We start from the raw sequence: 18499 nt of genomic DNA on the forward strand, positions 1-18499 counted from the left end.
GATCGATCCCCCAGTATAAAGTACTTTCGATGGGGAGGGGTTATTCGAAGTTCTCCTTAATTTTTCCAAAATACGGATCCAATTGATCTGATCTGCCACAGCATGCAAAATGCTATCGAAGGCGTAGCTATTTCGTTGCGTGCCTGCAAGATGACCATATGTCACAAACAGAAGATGCTGAGCGTTTCTTTGCTGCAGATACCTTTTCACGGGAGAACGGGATTGTCCTCGAGGAGGCGGGCATTGGCCGGGCAGTTGTCTCGATGGATATCCAGGGCAGGCACAGAAACAGCCATGGAACAGTCCACGGGGGCGCCCTCTTTACGCTTGCTGACACGGCTTTCGCCCTTGCCTCGAATTCTCATGGCATACCGGCAGCGGCAATCAATGCACATATCTCCTACCTGACCGCCGCCCGTGAAGGAAAACTGAGGGCTGTTGCAGAGGAGTTTACAAAAAACCCAAAGCTTGCTTCCTATACTGTCATCATCACCGATGAAGAGGATACAAAGATCGCCATCTTCCAGGGCATGGTCTACCGGAAGACGCAGGCTCCATAACGGGAGATAGATGCAATTAGAGAGGAAGAAGCGAGGAAGGATCTGAGAGAGACAATGTGAGAGGAGAGCAGGATGAGTGGACAATGGGGATTTGGGAGTGTGTCGCTTTTGTTTCAGAAGACGAAAACTTTTTGTAAACCCACACTCATCAATGACTATCAGGGGAATATTACCCCGAATAAAACCCAAAATACCTCACCAGGAGGAAGGGTGTGATCTGAATGAATGATCTGCGGGAAAAGATTGAACAACTCAAAGATGCCGATCCCGATATCCGGAGTGAGGCAGCAGGAAAGCTTGGCAGAATGCGGGAACCTCAGGCGGTTGAGAGCCTCCTTGAAGCTCTCAGGGATACAGAGGCAGGCGTTCGAAGGCGGGCCATGAAAGCTCTTGGAAATATCCGGGATCAGCGTGCAGTTCACGACCTGATTGCCGGCCTGGAGGACGATGCCAGAAATGTACGAAGAGAAGCAGCAAAGGCACTTGGGAAGATCCGTGATCCACAGGCGATCGGCCCGCTTATAAACGCAACCAACGACACATCAGCATCTGTCCGTGAGGCAGCCGTTCAGGCACTCGGAAAGATCCGAACCCAGCAGGCAGTTGAACCAGTCACCGCCGCATTGAAGGATACGTCTGCAGAGGTACGGGAAGCGGCCGCAAAGGCGCTTGGTGCGATCCGATCCCAACGTGCGGTCAGCCAGCTCACTGGTGCACTCGGGGACTCCTCAGCAGATGTACGGCAGGCAGCAGCAAAGGCACTCGGACGAATCGGTGGCAGTGAAGCAGTTGACGAACTCACTACTGCACTGAAAGACTCCTCAAAGAAGGTTCGGAAGCGTTCAGAAAAAGCCCTGAAAAAGATACGGCGATAACCTCCCATATGAAGGCAAACCCCCCACTTTTTTCCTATGCGCCACCAGAGAAGATCCGCCCGCGTGTAACCAGAAAATTGAAACCTGGAAAACCCGGAAACTCTGCCAAAGAGAGGTTTCCAAAACACGTTTTCCCCGTATGGGCAAATACAAGACATATATTCCGGCACGTGAGTGGAGAAGTCCAAAGTGGAGGTTTTGGAGAGAGAGAAACTCTATACACGTTTTTTTGAGAGCCCGGAAAAAGATAGGTGCAAGGCAGAAGGTATTTGTTTAACGGGGGATATAGTTGTAGAAAAAGGTCATTTTACTGACAATTTTTCAAAAAAATGACCTTCAGAAGAACAAACCTGAGGCTTCTTATGAAACGAAATATAGCTATTGTATCACTTGACCAGACACCAATTGAAGAGCAGCAGATCGAACTTGTCGAGCGGAAATGTATCGGCCATCCAGACAGCATCGCTGATGGCGTTGCCGAAGCAGTCAGCCGTGCACTCTGCAGGGAATATGATGAACGCTGTGATGGTATTCTCCACCACAACACCGACCAGGGCGAGGTTGTTGCCGGTGCATCGCTCCCTGCATTTGGCGGCGGAAAGATTGTCAGGCCCATATACCTCCTTCTGACAGGCAGGGCAACAAAAGAGTTCAATGGAACAGTCATCCCTGCGGATTCCGTTTCTGTTGAAGCAGCACGCAACTACCTTGCAGAGACCCTTCCCACCCTGAACATGGAACGCGACATCATCGTCGACTGCAGGATGGGCGATGGATCAACTGATCTTCGTGATGTCTTCAAGCCTGACGGGGCATCCAGCATCCCACGGGCCAACGACACCTCGTTTGGCGTTGGCCATGCACCATTCTCTGAGGTTGAGCAGATAATCCGTGCCATGGATCAGCAGATAGCAGACAACCTGCGTCCAAAACACCCGATGATCGGGTATGACATCAAGATCATGGGTCTTCGAAACGGTGAGGATATGACATTCACAATCGCCTCGGCAATGGTCGACCGGTACTGTTCGTCGCTTGACGACTATCGCAACATGACTGCCATCATGCAGGAAGAGCTCGAGGCTGTTGCACGAAAACTTACCAGCAGGAAGGTTGAGGTTGCCGTCAATACAGCCGATGACCTCGCCAATGAAAGCATCTTCCTGACCGTGAACGGCACCTCCGCCGAGATGGGTGACGACGGATCTGTTGGCAGGGGCAACCGGATCAACGGACTCATCACCCCACACCGGCCGATGAGCATGGAAGCAGCGAGCGGGAAGAACCCGATCAACCATATTGGCAAGATCTACAACCTTCTCTCTACTGAAATCGCCCAGGAGGCGTGCACCAGGGTTGATGGGATCACCGAGATGTACGTCAGGCTCCTCTCCCAGATCGGCAAGCCGATTGACCAGCCACTCATTGCAAGCGTCCAGATTATCCCCGAGGCTGGTGCTGACTTCACCTCAGTCTCCCGTGAAGTCGAAGAGATCGTCAACGGGAAGCTTACAGATATCAGGAGTGTCACCGAGAAAGTCATCAAGGGCGAACTCAAAACCTTCTGATGAGAAATATAGCCAATATCACTTCGAAAAAAAAACTGAAGCAGGAGATCAGCTCATGTTTACACTACCCGATTATGTAGGGCCGTGCGCCTTTGGCATTAAGATGGGAGTTATCGTCCCCGGAACAGATCTCCAGGCGATGCTCCTTGAAGAGATCAGCAAAATGGATGAAGACGGGATGATTGAGGATGGTGACGTCCTTGCAATCACCGAATCGATTGTTGCCCGTGCACAGAGCAATTTTGTCAAAATAGACGATATTGCGAAAGAGATCCGAGAGCTCCTCTCTCTCAGCCCTGATGGGAAGGTGGGAGTCGTCTTCCCTATCGCGAGCCGGAACCGGTTCTCCTTCATCCTCAAGAGTATCGCACGGGCTGTACCGGATGGTGAGGTGATCGTCTGCCTCTCCTATCCCGATGACGAAGTCGGCAACCAGATCATCCCCCCCGAAGTGGCAACAGAGCTTGACCGGACGTATGCCGGACTGATCAGGTCCAGTGATATTGGCGGGGATTATACCCACCCCCTGACCGGTGTAAACTACATTACCCTCTACGAGTCGATCATCCGCGAAGCCGGAGCAGAGCCCACGGTCATACTCTGTAATGATCCGAAAAAGATTGCAGCCTTCAACCCCGATGCAGTGATCGCAGCCGACATTCATACACGGGAGAAGACAAAGGCGGCCATTGCAGCAGTGGCTCCAGCCTGCTGTACACTCCAGGACATCTGCAGCTCCACTGAGACGCCGCCTGGCTCTGAGTGGGGACTCCTTGGGAGCAACATGTCCTCTGAAGACAGGTTGAAACTGGCACCCTACCATGCAGACCAGTTTGCCTGCTCTCTTCAGGAGGCTGTCCTGAGGAAGACCCGCAAGCAGCTTGAGATCATCGTCTATGGCGATGGAGCCTACAAAGATCCTTTCAGCGGCATATACGAGCTTGCTGACCCGATCACAACCTTCGGCGCAACACCGGGGATTGGTGAAGGGCTGCGGGAAGGATTCAAAATGAAGTACCTTGTTGACCAGTTCCATGCTGAAGGACGGTCAGAAGAGGAGATTACAACGCTTCTCGAAGAAGAATATAAACGGGCACGAGAGATCCATTCAATTGAGTGTGAGGGAACAACACCACGGAGAATGAAGGATATTCTCGCAAGCCTTGCTGATCTCGTCAGTGGTTCAGCCGATGCCGGCACCCCGATGATCCTGATTAAAGGGATCTTTTCGAAAGCCTGACATTGGCCAGCCGGACACACCTGGAGAGCTGCCAGGCTCAGGCAGATTTTCACTTTTTTATCACCATAAAAGCTCGCGCAGGGCAATTGAACATTAAAAAATGCTTTGTTATGCAAAGAAAGGGGCTTCATCGAAACTATCCTCTAGTGAAGAGATAAGAACCCCTCTATCCCCCATAGGATGCCTGTACGGCTGCCAATTATCATATATCACGATCCTGAAAAGGCTGATACAGGGCTTAAAATGCCAAAAAAGACCCAAAAATTGTCATTTTATATAAAGGTACCCGACAACTACTTTTAAGAATGTCCATCTAACCAAGTATCGGTCATAATTGGCCCTTTTAGGTAAGTCCCTGATTAACAGGGATGGATGGTGTTTCAATGAATCGTCAACGTATATGTATTTCCGCTATCATTGGCGTCCTCGTCCTTGCCACACTGCTTGTTGCAGGATGTGTCGGCGAGGACCCGGCAGAGCAAAAGAAAGAGATCTCAATTGGATACGTCACCTGGGACTGTGCGATAGCCAGCACCCATGTCATCGAACAGGTCTTTGAACAGGCAGGATATGATGTCGAGATTGTTGCAGTCGATGCAGGGCCGCTCTATGCCGCACTCGCAAACGGTGATGTCGACTTCACGACAAATGCCTGGCTCCCGCATATTCACCAGCACTTCTGGGAAGAGTATGGAGAGAGAATTGATTATGTCAACGCGAATATCAAAGGGAACGGCAGACACGGGATTGTTGTCCCTGCATACGTCACCATCGACTCAATCGAAGAGATGAACGACTATGCCGACAAATTTGATAACCGAATCATCGGCGTTGAACCTGGTGCAGGTGTCATGACCATGACAGAGAATGCGATTGAAAATTATGATCTTGATTTTGAGCTCGTCGCAAGCAGCAGTGCAGGCATGGCAGCCGCACTCAGATCATCAATCAATGATGAGGAATGGATCGCCGTAACCGGATGGAGCCCCCACTGGAAGTTCGGCCGGTTCGACCTGAAGTTCCTTGACGATCCAGAGAAAGATTACGGAGAATTTGACGACATTGTCACCCTTGCCAGGATGGGTCTCAAAGAGGATGATCCCACTGCGTATGGAATCCTTGAGCGGTTCGAGTGGACTGCTGACGATATTGCGTCTGTCATGACCGATATAGAGTCCGGCATGCCCGAAGACGAGGCAGCAGCAACGTGGATCAACGCCAACCAGGCAACAGTCGATGCATGGATTGGCAACTAACACCCTTTTTTTCTACCTGCGTATCTTCACCCATACCAGGTAGCAGGCTATTGAAATAACGGAGGAATATGTGAAAGATGACATCAGAAGATTATATCGAAGTCACCCAGGACTACTATAATGGCGCTATTCACGAGATGTATAGAGAATGCTGGGGTGGCGAGAACCATCATCTCGGTATCTTTGATGAGACTGATGATTTTTACGAGGCAGCAATCAGGGCCAATGAGAACCTGGTAAGCAGGCTTTCTATCACCCCGGACACGGTAATCCTTGATGTCGGGAGCGGGTTCTGCGGCCTGCCCCGGTATATCGCAAAGAACACCGGTTGCAGGATGGTATACGGACTCAATCTCTCGCAGAAAGAGAACGAGTACGCCAGGGCAAAAAATGCAGACGAGGGTCTTGCAGAGAGGATCAGGGTAGTCGACGGGGATTACAACAACATGCCGTTTGATGAGAACACCTTTGACATTCTGGTGAGCCAGGATGCCATGCTTCACAGCCCGGATAAGGGCAGGCTTGTTGCAGAATGTGCACGTGTTCTCAAGCCAGGCGGCTGTTTTGTCTTTTCAGATATCCTTGAGATGGATACCCTCAGCCGGGAAGAGGCAGAGCGGGTCTATGCACGGGTGAAAACACCAAATATAGCAACCCGGGATCTCTATCGCGAGAAGCTTGAGGATGCTGGCTTTGAGATCCTGGAGATCCAGGATCTCGGGAGTGCGAACCTGGCAAGATCCTACCAGGAAGTCCATGATATTGTCGAGAAGAAACGGAATTATCTCGTCAATGAGAAAGGCGCTCCTGCCGAAATCATTGATGGTGCACTTGAAGGGCTCCGCTTCTGGGTTGCGAAAGGCTATGAAGATAAGATCGGCTGGGGCCTCTTCGTCGCCCGTCTCCGCGGGTAGAGAGCCAGAGTGACAGAGCTAAAGAGGACAGAAGACAAAAAACTATACAGGAAATATTTTTCAGAACGTGATGGATAATGCATACCGGAGAAGAAAAGATTCGTTGGGCTGAGCAGTATATGCCTGTTCTCAGGCAGATACGCGAGCGTTTTATAAAGGAACAGCCATTGAAAGGGGTCGTCATCGGCATGGCGCTCCATGTTGAAGCAAAGACTGCCGTGCTCACACGGACACTCGCAGCAGGCGGTGCAGAGGTGCATATCACCGGCTGCAACCCGCTCTCGACACAGGATGATGTGGCAGAAGCACTCAATGACGGTGCTATTGCCTGTTATGCCATACGCGGCTGCACAAACGAGGAGTATTACGATGGTATCGACAAGGTGCTCGATGCCCGTCCGACAATAACAATTGATGATGGAATGGATCTCATCCACCACCTTCACACAGGCAGACGGGACATCCTCCCCGGCATCCTCGGCGGGTGTGAAGAGACAACAACCGGCATTCACCGGCTCAAAGCTATGGCCGGGGAAGGAAAACTCGAATTCCCGGTTATTGCCGTCAATGACACGCCCATGAAACATTACTTCGATAATGTCCATGGGACAGGCGAGAGTTCGCTCACCGCGATCATGGCAACGACAAATATCCTGATCGCAGGAAAGCATGTTGTCGTTGCCGGGTATGGCTACTGCGGCCGCGGACTTGCCACGAAAGCCCGGGCACTCGGAGCACGGGTGATCGTGACCGAGATCGATCCCCGCCGTGCCCTCCAGGCACACTTCGATGGATTCGAGGTGATGACAATGCAGGAAGCTGCAGCTGTTGGCGAACTCTTCGTCACCACCACCGGTAATGTCGGTATCCTGAAAGAAGCCGAGTTTGCCCTGATGCGTGACGGGGCAATCCTCTCCAATGCAGGCCACTTCAATGTCGAGATCGACTGTGTTTGGCTTGAGAATAATGCAGATGATATCAGGCGCCGTGATGGTATCGACAGCTACGTCCTCGGTGACAAAACAATCCATGTGCTGGCAGAAGGCCGCCTTGTGAACCTTGCTGTTCCAAAGGGAATGGGCCATCCGATTGAGGTGATGGATCTCTCCTTTGCTGTCCAGGCACTCTCGACAGAATATATGGTAAAGCACGGCACGTCCCTTGCTCCGGGTGTCCATGACGTACCAAACGAGATGGATGAGGATATTGCACGTATCAAGCTTGCATCTCTTGGATGCTCAATTGATACACTCACCCCCGAGCAGGCGGAGTATATGTCCTCGTGGGATATCGGAACATAGGGCAGTTTGCCTGGCAGCAGGCATCTCTATCCCCTTTCCGGGCAGTGATCCAAAGAGGGTGCTCTACGCCCCCCTTCACCTTTTTCTTATCACCCGGCGAATGGGACAGCGGCACCTATCTTTATATACCATCATAGAAATCATAGTTCCTCTGATGGCTGCTGATGTACTCTTCATCAACCCACCGGATGAGAAGTCCAAGTACAAGAAGTACCTCAATATCCGGATACCGCCACTGGGCATTCTCTACATCGCAGCAGTCCTGGAAGAGCATGGGATATCCATCGAAGTGATGGACTGTGCCGCAGAAGACACAACTTTTGCTGATATCGAAAGACGGGTTGCCGCAACAGAGCCGTTCATTGTCGGAATTACTGCGACAACCCCGCTTCTTGAAGAGGCTGTGAAAGCGGCAGAGGCAGCAAAGAGGGGTGGCGCAAAGACTGTTGTCCTTGGAGGGCCGCATGCCACGTTCATGCACCAGGAGATTCTCTCTGGAACAGATGCAGTTGATATCATCATCAAGGGAGAAGGGGAATATACCTTTCTGGAACTCTACCAGGCACTTCGGGCAGAAAGCGACCTCCAGACAGTCAGCGGCCTTGTCTTCAGGTCTGGCGGGGAGATCACTGAGACAGACGACAGGCCATATCATTTGGATTTGGATGGGCTGCCGTACCCGGCCCGCCATCTCATTCCAAAAGAAAACTACCGGATTTTTGACGTCAACATGCCGATAGCAACCCTGATATGCAGCAGGGGGTGTCCAATGGCCTGTTCATTCTGTGCGTCATCAGCTCTTCATGGAAAGGTGATCCGGAAGAGAAGTCCCCAGAATGTTATCAGTGAGATGAAACATATCAGGGAGACACTTGGCATCCCGATGTTTGCATTCATGGACGATACCTTCACCCTGGTACCGGGGTGGGTTGAAACCTTCTGCAGGCTGCTCATAGAAGAGGATATGGATATCGAATGGGGATGTACGGCACGGGCAGACAGAATCGATGCCAACCTGATCGGGCTGATGAAGCAGGCAGGGTGCGAGACCCTCTTCATCGGAGTGGAGTCCGGAAACCAGGACATCCTGGACAGAATCAGGAAAGGCACACGGGTTGATGATATACGAGCCATATTCCGGGCTGCCCGCATGTACGGCATGCGAACGATCGCATCAGTTGCAATCGGTCTGCCCGGCGAGACAAAAGAGACAGTAAAGAAAAGCATCGCATTTGTGAAGCAGTTACAGGCAAGCTACGCCCTCTTCTCTGTTGCCACCCCATACCCCGGTACAGAGTTCTATGCAGCCATGAAAGAGCGTGGAGCGCTGCCTCAGAACTGGACACGGTTCGATCTCTTCCAGCCGATAGTGGAGACGATGAACCTGACGATTGATGAGATACGGGATCTCCAGGCAGGAGCCTACCGGGAGTTTTACCTCCGGCCAATCTATATTCTGAAGACCCTTGCAAAGGAAGGCCGTCCCTTCTTCCATGCAATGAGAATGCTGGTATCCCCATGAAACAAATCCAGATTCATCCTGATGTATTGTCCCGGTTTCCCGGTATTGGTGTTGTGGAAGGAGTGGTTACGCCTCTTGCCATCACCCGGATAAACCCGGACCTTGAGAGGCAGAAAGAGACTATAGCCGGAGAAATCAAGGCCCGCTACACCCTTGACACTGTCAGGGATGTCTCCATCTTCCGTGCGTACCGCGACTTCTTCTGGAGTGTCGGGGTTGATCCCACAAAGACCCGGCCCGCATCCGAGGCACTGGTGCGGAGGATACTGGCAGACAAACCTCTCCCGACGATAAATACCGCAGTTGATGCCTACAACCTGGCATCTGCAGAAACAGGGATACCGCTCGCCGCTTTTGATGCCGCAACCCTGCAGAACGGGATTTGTATGAGATTTGCACGCAACAGCGAAGAGTTCCTGGGCATCGGGATGAAGAGCCCGATCATCCTGCATGAGAACCAGGTTGTCCTGACAGACGGAGAAGGCAGCAGTCCGCATTATGAGATGAGCAGGAAGCCCGGTTCAAAGGAGGTATCTGATGAACCAATCATTGCAGTCTATCCTTTTCGGGACTCAGATGCAACAAAGATCACAACAGCCACAACCACAATTTACCTGGTTGCGTGCGGAATTCCGGGTATTGCCCCCGAAATGGTAGAGCAGGCATATGATCTCGCTCTTGGATACCTCACACGCTATGCAGGTGCAGAAGATACCAGGAACACAATCCCAACACGGGTGAAAGACCAGCAGTGACCCTGCTGTCAAAACTCACTACAGCCTGGAACAGATCCTGGAATAACCAGGTTAACAGATAAAACCAGGAAAACCCCTGAGAAAAGTGCCGGAAGAATCCTGCCAGGCAGAGGATGAAAGCCAGGGACAGACAAATCCGTCCCGGTGGCGATCACCCCGGCCACTCCAGCAAAGTTACAGTTGTAACTATGAAGATAAATGAGCTGATATGCTCATATGAAAAGATATGATGTTCTTCGTCTCTTCTCTACGCGGCGAGATCAATATCTTCTGCTTTGATCGTCTTTCTGCCTGCGTGAACGGCGTACTGGTTCGCCTTCCTGGTGAGATCAGCAATGTATGCTTCTGCTTTTGCAACAAGAGCTTCTGCTGCATCATTGCCGACACGCTCTGCACCATTCTTCTTTGCAATTCTTACAACAGCTGCAATAGGTAGGTCTGCCATGAGATTTCCACCATTGAAAGAGTGTGCTGGAATATACTTAATGCTTTCGGATATTCAGCCATTATAATACATCAATTCCCGTGTTCCTCGCTTCTACCGGGTCATTGACGGTGCCCGGGAAAGTATATGCGAAAATGTCAAAATAAGCCCTAATTAGCAATTAAAGATAATATTCGTGATGAATAAAGAATAATTCAGAATCAGACCATCCGGCAGTCCCTTTCGACCTCGCAAACCCTGAAATACCTTTCATTGCAGGAGATATCCAGTATAACCTGCCCCGGCAGCCATGCATATAAAATCCAGGAGTCCAATCGCAACCATTAATGGTGGATTCGGGACATACCAAACCGTCTAGCAGAGAAGAGAGAGGCCTTGAGGAACATACGCATGGCAGCTGCAGAAACACTCTACCATATCCGTCCCGGAGAAAGCCCAAATACATATATCAGTGTTGCAGTGGCTGCAATGCAGCAGGAGCCATTTGATACACTGCTCATCCTCCCAACCTCCCGCCTCGTCCACACAACCAGGCGACAACTCGAAGATACGGGCATCTCATTTATCGAATCTTCCATACTCACGCTTTCCGGGTATGCGAGTCATGTTGTGGAAAAACGGTCAGGAGATGTGACCCGGATAGGGAACCTGGAAAAAGAGCTGATCATCGCAACCCTCCTTGCAGAGAAGAGATACCCAATCCTTGATCCCGGCCAGAGCGGGGGAGCCGCTATTGCCCGTGAACTGAGGGTTCTCTTCGATGTTTTGCAGGAGAGAAAGATTGACTATCCTGCGGCGCTTGGGGAAGCAGAAAGCAGGAAGAGTAACGAGATCGGACTCCTTTATTCCGCATATACAAGGTATCTGGCAGAAGAGCGGCTCCTGGACACCCAGACTGCCATTATCAGAGCAGCAGACTGGATCAGGAGCAAAAAGGGTCCGAAAAACGTCTTTATCTATGGCCTCTATGAGCCGTTCCCAATTGAACGTGACCTGATACTCGCCCTGAAAGAGACCGCAGAACAATTTGTATACGCGGTTCCGTATATGCCAGATTCACGGTGCTTTGCAGATGATGGATCGTGGCTTGGGATTGTACCCGAACAGGATCTAAGCAACCAAATACCCCCGCTTGCCCGGTACTTTGATGAAAAGCCGCTTTCAACAGGGGGTATCACCATCACCGCAAACAGGTACCGCACTCCTGAAGAAGAACTCCGCGGGATTGCAGGCCATATACGGAACAGAATCGAAGAGGGGTCAGCACCCGGCGATATCATGGTGCTCTTCCCGGCAATTGCGGATAGTATCGCCCTCGTTAAGGAGATTTTTCCTGATTTCGGGATACCCGTCTCCACCTCCACCGGAAAACCCCTGATCAGATCCCAGCTTGCTGGAGCACTCCTGAAGGTGCTTGAGACGCCTGCCTTCGGGTTTCGAAGGGAGGATCTGATCGCACTCCTCATGTCACCCTATACCCCGTGCCATACCAGGCAGCAGAACATATCGCAGAGACTACAGGGATCTGCTGCCGATATCCTCTCCCGGAAAGCCGGCGTCTCTGCCGGAGCAGCAGACTGGCAGCACCGGATAGCAGCATACATCCATTCAAAAGAGACGGAATATGCCGGATTTTCCGGGAGCAGAGCAAAACATGGAGAAGCTGAGATACGGAGCATGAGAGAACTTCATGCCGGGATCCTTTCACTGATAGAGGAACTACAGAGACTCCCAGACATTGAGACACTCTCCGGACACCTGGCCGCATACCGGGATATGCTTGAACGCTTCGCATTCCCCGTCTTCAGCTCCACCGAAGACGATGAGCTGGCTATCGAAGAGGAGGCAGCATTCCTGGCTTTTATCGGTGTCCTTGACAGGCTTGCAACTGCGGCAACCTGCATTCCGGAGAAGAAGATCCCGGCGGGATCGTTTCTCTCCCTGCTGACAAATGCCGTCTCCGCAACCCGCCTGCCCACAATACAGAACAGAAACGCAGTCCAGGTCCTTGGCATCCGGGAAGCCCGTCATCTCAGAACCCCCCACCTCTTCATTGGCAATCTCACCGATGGAGCCTTACCCCGGCTTGAGACCAGGCTTCCCCTCTGCACAAACCTCGAAACCCGCATGCTTCAGACCCTCTCAGGAAAAGAACTCCTCCGCGAGGAGCGCTACTACTTCCTTGCAGCAATTGGAACAGCCACAGAGCGTATCACCCTGTCGTATCCCGAATCTGACGGAGAGGGTGTCCATCTCCGGTCAGGATTCATGGACGGCCTGCTGGAAGAAGAAGATGCAGGCAGGTTCAGCCACCATTCACGCAGGGGAAGAACAGAACATGCAGGCAAACTCCTGAGCAGAAATGAGATCATGCCTGCCTCTCAGCTGCTCCCCTCCCAGCTTAATCCGGCATCGGTTGCCCGGCGGATCAACATGGAAACATACCACCGGAGAGGACGGGCAGCTTCATCCTATGACGGGATCATCGGGGATGACCCCGCCATCACCGCTGCCCTCATCAGGCGGTTTGGGAGCGATGCCGTCTATTCGGTCTCGGCACTTGAAAGATATGCAGCCTGTCCATTCTCATTTTTTGCAGGAAATGTCCTGGGAATTGAGGCACTGCCTGAGGCAGAGCCTGATCTTGGCAGTCTCGAACGCGGCAACCTGATCCACAGGATCCTCTACCGGTTCTTCAGGGAGAGGACGAAGAGCAATACGCCACATATCTCAGAAGAGAATCTGGATGCCGCACTCCAGGAGATGAGGGCAATAGCCGGTGAGGAGATAGGAAGTTACGGGAGGAGAAACCCGATATGGATTGTTGAGAGCGAAAAGTTACTCGGTTCAGTTGAGATCGGCCCCGGATTCCTTGCAGCGTTCCTTGAGTACGAACTGAACCTGGCAAAATCCCCATTTGTCCCGTCACATTTTGAGTGTTCATTTGGTCTACCCCTGCTCCACGGGGACGACTCTGTCTCTATTCCCGACCCGATCACCATTCCCCTTGACGACGCATCCGGCTCCATCCGGCTCCGCGGGAGGATCGACAGGATCGACAGGACACCGGACGGCAGGTTCTGTGCAATCGATTACAAAACCGGAAAAACACCCGGATATGGCGATATTACGAGTGGGAAGAAACTCCAGCTCCCCCTCTATATCAGGGCTGTTGAGCTCTGGATGGGACTTTCCGGTGCCGGGGGCGCCTATTATGCAATGAAGCAGGGAGAGATCCAGTGCCGGGCAGTGATCCGGGATCCTTCAGCAGATGAGCTCTTTGCACCCTTCGTCAGGGTCAGAGGGGGAGCCAGCCGCCCCCTTGCGGACGTTATTGCAGACACGCTTGCAAATGTAGGGAACTACCTGGAAGGTATCCGTTCAGGGCAGTTCCCGATAGTCAGTGATCCAGGCGCCTGCCCGGCGTACTGCCAGTTCAAATCCATCTGCCGGTTCGATGAGAGACGGCTCTACGAGGGAGATGAGCCATGAAACCTCTCACAGAACGGCAGGCTGAAGCGGCACTGAACCATGACCAGAGCCTCTGTGTGGTTGCGGGAGCAGGCACCGGAAAGACGCATCTCCTTGTTCAAAAATATCTCGACCTCCTGGAGAGCAGGGGTGTCGCAGTTGGTGAGATTCTTGCCCTCACCTTCACCGAGAAGGCAGCAGCCGAGATGAAAGGCCGGATCAGAGAGGCTGTCATCGCAAAAGAGGAGCTATCGGAGATCCATGATGATCTGAATTTTGCACAAATCTCAACCTTCCATTCCTTCTGTGCCCAGGTTCTAAGGGAGTTTTCCATAGAAGCCGGAATAAACCCCGGATTCACCGTCCTTGACGATCTGACCCTGAAGACGATCCGGGAAGATGCGATCCGGGAACTTCTCTATACCGAGGCAGGAGAAGAGGAGAATACAAGCCTCATCTCAGTTCTCAGGCTGATCACCCCTGGCGAACTACGCAGCCACCTGGAGACGCTGGATGAAGAGCGGGAGTTCGCAGAGGAGTTCTTCAGGTTACTGGAAAAAGACGAGGATCAGGTGCTTGCTGCATGGCAAGCATCCGTCACCGCATACCGCAGGCAGACAATCCGTGAATATACAGGCAGCAGAGTATTTCAGGCACACCTCAGGACACTCGCCGATCTCGCCCGCCGCTACCCCGGCACCCATGATCCGGCCATGCAGTATCTCCGCGAGATCGAATCCTGTATCCCTGATATCACAACCGCACCCGATCCTGAGATTTCTGAAGCAGTCTTCCCCGGGCTGATCAGGATTCACCAGCAATTCAGGGCGGGCTTTGGACAGAAGAAGAACTGGGAGGCAGAAGACCTTGTCCTTGTCAGGGAAACCTTCAGACGTCTCAAAACGATGCTGCTTGAGCATGCGGATCTGCTGACCATCTCCTGTCTCCCTGACGATCCATTCACACAGGCAACTGTTGCGTTTCAGAAAGATCTTGGCAGAGTCTTCCAGCTCTATACCGGTTCTCTGGATGCTGCAAAGAAGCGGATGAACGGGCTCGACTTTACTGATCTGATCCGCTACACCAACCGGCTCTTCAATGAGAACGATCTCCTTGTTGAGAAGCATTTCAGGCAACGTTTCCGCTATATACTGGTCGATGAGTACCAGGATACCGATCCCATCCAGAGCAGTATCATCCAGAGGATCATCGGCGATACGACTGTACAATCTGATCGGCTCTTCATTGTCGGCGATCCAAAGCAGTCGATCTACCTCTTCAGGAGAGCGGATGTAACCCAGTTTGCAGATACCCGGACCCTGATCAAAGCGAACCTTCTGGGGAGTGAGGTTGCGCTTGACAGAAACTTCCGGAGCACACCCGAAGTGATGGGGTTTGTGAATTATCTCTTCTCAAACCTGATGCAGGAGTCAGAGAAACCCTGGGAGTTCCCATACCAGCTGCTTGAAACAGAGAGACGGGAAGAGACCGGATCCATAACACTCCTGCTTGCAGATAGCGGGGAGGATGCGCTTGAAACCACACGCAATGAAGCCGAACTGGTAGCCCAAAAGATACTGTCCCTTGTCTCGTCAGAGGCGATGCCTATCTACTGGAGTATGGATGGCACCAAACTCGCGTCCACGCGCCCAGCAGGCTATGGTGATATCGCCATTCTTATCGAACGAAGAACAAAACTCCCCATCTTCGAGTGGGCGCTCCGAAAACATGGCATTCCACTCACCATCCATGCTGGTACCGGCTTCTACCAGCAGCAGGAGGTTCTTGACGTCTTCTCCATTCTCTCGTTCTTACTGAATGAAGCAGATGATCTGGCACTCTTTGGTGCACTCAGATCCCCCTTCATCGGGCTCTCGGATGCCGATATCTTCTCGATACGCGAACTGGGATCCAGGTACCAGAGCCTGTTTGCCAGTTGTGCCGCATATGCCAGGGCATATCCAGAGTCCGGGTGTGCAGATGCCCATCGTCTCCTCTCCCAATGGAAAGCCGCTGCAGGACGGTTGGAACCAGTCGATCTCCTCAGCCTGATAACCAGGGAGTCAGGAATCCATGCAGTTTATGCCGGCATTCCCGGTGGAGAGAAGGCAGTTGCCAATATCGAAAAGATACTGCAGAAAGCACGGGGAAGCAGATCAAACCTCTCAGAGTTTGTGAGGATGATCAATCTTGCAATCTCCGGGGAATCTGACGAAGCCGGAGCCCAGATCGATCTCTGTTCGCAAAACGCCGTCCTCATCATGACAGTGCACGCATCAAAGGGTCTTGAGTTTCCAGTTGTTGTTGTCCCCGAACTCAACCAGACGATCAGCTACACCGGCAAAAGCCTGATGATCGCCGATCCCCTCCATCTCGGAGTGACACTCCCGGATACCGGAGATCAGTTCAGGCGGAAGAAGACACCGGTTCTCACAATGCTCCAGGATATACATCGCCGGAAAGAAGCGGCCGAGAGGCGGCGGTTGTTGTATGTTGCAACGACCCGGGCAAAAGATCACCTGATCCTCTCGGGAGTCGTCCCGGATGAACCTGCAGTTGACCTCTCTGCCTGCAGGAGCCGTATGGACTGGATCGCATGCTCTCTTGACCTTGGTGAAGAGAGCATCAGAAAGAGATGCTGTATGATCACTCCCCCTGGTAGCAGCAGGCAGCTACCTGTTGCACTCTGCCGGGAGCCGGGGCCGCTTCCCTCTCACAGTACCATAACAGAACCCGTCCCAATTGATATCAGCAGTATTCCGGCCAGGATTTTAGCCGGCACTCCGGAGCCCGAAGCAGGTGCAGTCATTGAGGTTGAACAGGAGAAGCCACGCTATGCGGCAAGCCGGATAACCAGTGATGCTCCAGGCCCCCGTCTCCGGGCAGACCCTTCATGGATCAATGCCCGTGCCCGAAGCAAAGGGCTGGGTGCAGCAGAACGGGGAACCATACTGCATGAAGTCTTTGAAGGGAAGACGGCGGAGAACGTCCTGAAACGGCATGGGATTTCTGATTCCGCATACGCAGCAGAGCTTGAGAGCGCCTATGCGGCGTTCTGCAGATCAGCAATCATTGCAGGATGCAGAGAAGAGCATTGCGAGGTGCCATTCAGCACGATTGCCTATGGTGTGCATTTTACCGGTACGATCGATCGTCTCGTGAAACAGCACGACACGACCTGGGTGCTCATCGACTACAAGACAGGCGGGTGCACTGACAAGGCAATCGATTCATACCAGGTCCAGATGGCAGTGTACCGGCATGCAGCAGAAGCAATCATCGGGGAGCCTGTCACACCATACCTCTACTTCGCAGACAGTAACCGCTGGATTTTGATCACTATCGACGAAGACGAGGTCGAAAGGCGGATCAGGAGACATCTGGAACGCGAGGAACTCTCAGGCAAGCGGCCACACCTGATCTGAAGATCAGCTTGGAGCCAAAAAGATTATGCAGAGGCAGGAAGAGGGGATAAACCAGAACGGGGTGGTTAGACCCGGAACTGGCAGCGTGCTGCTCCTTCCTCGATCATACGTGCGAGTTCGGCTGCCCTCCTGCATATACCCACGATCAGATCTGGTTCACATGAGAACGTGTCTGATCCCTCAGAGGACTGCCTGGCGATCACCGTAAGGAGCCGCGAGAGCTGCTCAGGTGTCGCCCGCCGCATCGCAAGCGGCTGATCCCTGAGCTGGCGGGCTTCCCTGGATTCTGACCAGGAGATCCAGTCCAGATCCGGATCCACCCACCCAAGACGAGAGACGGTTTCGATAAACTGGTCTTTTGCATCCAAAGAGAGAGAGCGTGGGGCTGCCTCACCCCCAGGATCATCAAGGGTGCAGAAACACAGCCCCGGTTCATCACAGTCTGTCAGGCAGTCGGAAAGCCCCTTCAGGCGGTGAAGCAGCCCGGCAGTACCCGCATCCGTATCAGTATCATTTGTGGAGGCAGGGGTGGATTTATCCGGTACAGGCACAGAAAAATATTCTCTACTCAGAGAGGGAAGAAACTTTGCCAACACCATGCACCTTCGTGGAGTTTTTATAAGAGGGATGACAGTGGTTTTCACTTTCACCCTCCGCTCACTTTTCTTATATAGTCCAGAAACCGAGTATAGTATGCCGGGAGCATCCGGGGGAAGGAGTCTGTTGCAACCCAGCTCTTCCTGCTGTTCCTGTGCAACCCCCCATACTGTATTTTATCATATCCAGATCCACCATTTTTTCGTCACCGCCAATTCTTGTGTTGATGACTGGCTGAGCTGCTCTCTGCAACAGGGTCAGAGATAGCCGGGCAATCCTGCGGTGCAGGAGTCAGAGAGTCGGGTTCAGGGTTCCGGCTAATACCTGACGCATCCGGACGGCTTTCGTCGTGTTTTGGGCAATCAGGTTTTGTTGAAAGAGAAGCGACAATGAATCAGCTTTTGCTTCGAAACAATCTCCCGTTCTGGTAGTTGCTGTGACGTTTGGTCGTTGCTATGAAGAGAAGACAGTACCAGTCTGGTGTGGTGAGTTTGTTTTTTAGAATAAGACGGTTGTTTTTAGAATAAGAAGGGTGGTATTGGCAGCGTTGAACAGTTCCCGGGGACTCGC

The 18499-nt window shown here is 52.4% G+C and carries 14 protein-coding genes; 12 read left to right on the plus strand and 2 right to left on the minus strand.

Annotated features, from left to right (window positions below; genetic code table 11):
- The first annotated feature begins 158 nt into the window (after window positions 1-158).
- From ABCO64_RS09885 to ABCO64_RS09930, 10 genes are all read left to right on the plus strand, one after another.
- Window positions 159-560 (plus strand): PaaI family thioesterase, encoded by a 402-nt coding sequence (locus ABCO64_RS09885; RefSeq protein WP_253458109.1) that lies wholly within the window; start codon window positions 159-161, stop codon window positions 558-560.
- A 221-nt stretch (window positions 561-781) separates the two neighbouring features.
- A complete protein-coding gene (locus ABCO64_RS09890) occupies window positions 782-1435 on the plus strand; it encodes a HEAT repeat domain-containing protein (RefSeq protein ID WP_253458112.1) in 654 nt (217 codons plus the stop codon).
- An 8-nt stretch (window positions 1436-1443) separates the two neighbouring features.
- A complete protein-coding gene (locus tag ABCO64_RS09895; protein ID WP_343089352.1) occupies window positions 1444-1668 on the plus strand; it encodes a hypothetical protein in 225 nt (74 codons plus the stop codon).
- A 129-nt stretch (window positions 1669-1797) separates the two neighbouring features.
- Entirely contained in the window at window positions 1798-3003 is a 1206-nt protein-coding gene (locus ABCO64_RS09900; protein ID WP_253458115.1) for a methionine adenosyltransferase, read from the plus strand.
- 55 nt (window positions 3004-3058) lie between these two features.
- Window positions 3059-4243, plus strand: coding sequence for a coenzyme F420-0:L-glutamate ligase (locus tag ABCO64_RS09905; protein WP_253458118.1), 1185 nt, complete (start codon window positions 3059-3061; stop codon window positions 4241-4243).
- A 383-nt stretch (window positions 4244-4626) separates the two neighbouring features.
- Window positions 4627-5499 carry a glycine betaine ABC transporter substrate-binding protein gene (locus ABCO64_RS09910; protein ID WP_253458121.1) on the plus strand — a complete coding sequence of 291 codons (873 nt, stop codon included), beginning with the start codon at window positions 4627-4629 and terminating at the stop codon, window positions 5497-5499.
- 77 nt (window positions 5500-5576) lie between these two features.
- A complete protein-coding gene (locus ABCO64_RS09915) occupies window positions 5577-6413 on the plus strand; it encodes an SAM-dependent methyltransferase (RefSeq protein WP_253458124.1) in 837 nt (278 codons plus the stop codon).
- A gap of 77 nt (window positions 6414-6490) precedes the next feature.
- On the plus strand, window positions 6491-7714 hold the full coding sequence (locus ABCO64_RS09920; protein ID WP_253458127.1) for an adenosylhomocysteinase: 1224 nt from the start codon (window positions 6491-6493) through the stop codon (window positions 7712-7714).
- 154 nt (window positions 7715-7868) lie between these two features.
- Window positions 7869-9236, plus strand: coding sequence for a B12-binding domain-containing radical SAM protein (locus ABCO64_RS09925; RefSeq protein ID WP_253458131.1), 1368 nt, complete (start codon window positions 7869-7871; stop codon window positions 9234-9236).
- Window positions 9233-9991 (plus strand): B3/B4 domain-containing protein, encoded by a 759-nt coding sequence (locus tag ABCO64_RS09930; RefSeq protein ID WP_253458134.1) that lies wholly within the window; start codon window positions 9233-9235, stop codon window positions 9989-9991. Before ABCO64_RS09925 ends, ABCO64_RS09930 begins: the two co-directional genes overlap by 4 nt.
- 247 nt (window positions 9992-10238) lie before the next feature.
- Here the strand turns inward: ABCO64_RS09930 and ABCO64_RS09935 are convergent, their stop codons facing one another.
- Window positions 10239-10436, minus strand: a complete 198-nt coding sequence (locus ABCO64_RS09935) for a histone family protein (RefSeq protein ID WP_253458137.1) — start codon at window positions 10434-10436, stop codon at window positions 10239-10241.
- Between the two features lie 390 nt (window positions 10437-10826).
- On the opposite strand from ABCO64_RS09935, the gene ABCO64_RS09940 reads away from it, so the two are divergent.
- Both ABCO64_RS09940 and ABCO64_RS09945 read left to right on the plus strand, forming a co-directional pair.
- Complete coding sequence (locus ABCO64_RS09940) at window positions 10827-13928, plus strand: PD-(D/E)XK nuclease family protein (RefSeq protein WP_292615599.1); 3102 nt, start codon at window positions 10827-10829, stop codon at window positions 13926-13928.
- Window positions 13925-17332 (plus strand): UvrD-helicase domain-containing protein, encoded by a 3408-nt coding sequence (locus ABCO64_RS09945; protein ID WP_253458140.1) that lies wholly within the window; start codon window positions 13925-13927, stop codon window positions 17330-17332. Before ABCO64_RS09940 ends, ABCO64_RS09945 begins: the two co-directional genes overlap by 4 nt.
- Before the next feature lie 65 nt (window positions 17333-17397).
- Here the strand turns inward: ABCO64_RS09945 and ABCO64_RS09950 are convergent, their stop codons facing one another.
- The gene (locus ABCO64_RS09950; RefSeq protein ID WP_253458143.1) at window positions 17398-17883 is read right to left on the minus strand and encodes a DUF6508 domain-containing protein; all 486 of its coding nucleotides are present in this window, start codon (window positions 17881-17883) and stop codon (window positions 17398-17400) included.
- Window positions 17884-18499: the final 616 nt, after the last annotated feature.

This window comes from Methanocalculus natronophilus (genome assembly GCF_038751955.1).
Classification (GTDB): Archaea; Halobacteriota; Methanomicrobia; order Methanomicrobiales; family Methanocorpusculaceae; genus Methanocalculus; species Methanocalculus natronophilus.

Bases quoted from the DNA above. Each gene is read 5' to 3' on its own strand.
- ABCO64_RS09885 (WP_253458109.1), top strand. From the start codon at position 159: ATGTCACAAACAGAAGATGCTGAGCGTTTCTTTGCTGCAGATACCTTT.
- ABCO64_RS09890 (WP_253458112.1), top strand. From the start codon at position 782: ATGAATGATCTGCGGGAAAAGATTGAACAACTCAAAGATGCCGATCCC.
- ABCO64_RS09895 (WP_343089352.1), top strand. From the start codon at position 1,444: ATGAAGGCAAACCCCCCACTTTTTTCCTATGCGCCACCAGAGAAGATC.
- ABCO64_RS09900 (WP_253458115.1), top strand. From the start codon at position 1,798: ATGAAACGAAATATAGCTATTGTATCACTTGACCAGACACCAATTGAA.
- ABCO64_RS09905 (WP_253458118.1), top strand. From the start codon at position 3,059: ATGTTTACACTACCCGATTATGTAGGGCCGTGCGCCTTTGGCATTAAG.
- ABCO64_RS09910 (WP_253458121.1), top strand. From the start codon at position 4,627: ATGAATCGTCAACGTATATGTATTTCCGCTATCATTGGCGTCCTCGTC.
- ABCO64_RS09915 (WP_253458124.1), top strand. From the start codon at position 5,577: ATGACATCAGAAGATTATATCGAAGTCACCCAGGACTACTATAATGGC.
- ABCO64_RS09920 (WP_253458127.1), top strand. From the start codon at position 6,491: ATGCATACCGGAGAAGAAAAGATTCGTTGGGCTGAGCAGTATATGCCT.
- ABCO64_RS09925 (WP_253458131.1), top strand. From the start codon at position 7,869: ATGGCTGCTGATGTACTCTTCATCAACCCACCGGATGAGAAGTCCAAG.
- ABCO64_RS09930 (WP_253458134.1), top strand. From the start codon at position 9,233: ATGAAACAAATCCAGATTCATCCTGATGTATTGTCCCGGTTTCCCGGT.
- ABCO64_RS09935 (WP_253458137.1), bottom strand. From the start codon at position 10,436: ATGGCAGACCTACCTATTGCAGCTGTTGTAAGAATTGCAAAGAAGAAT.
- ABCO64_RS09940 (WP_292615599.1), top strand. From the start codon at position 10,827: ATGGCAGCTGCAGAAACACTCTACCATATCCGTCCCGGAGAAAGCCCA.
- ABCO64_RS09945 (WP_253458140.1), top strand. From the start codon at position 13,925: ATGAAACCTCTCACAGAACGGCAGGCTGAAGCGGCACTGAACCATGAC.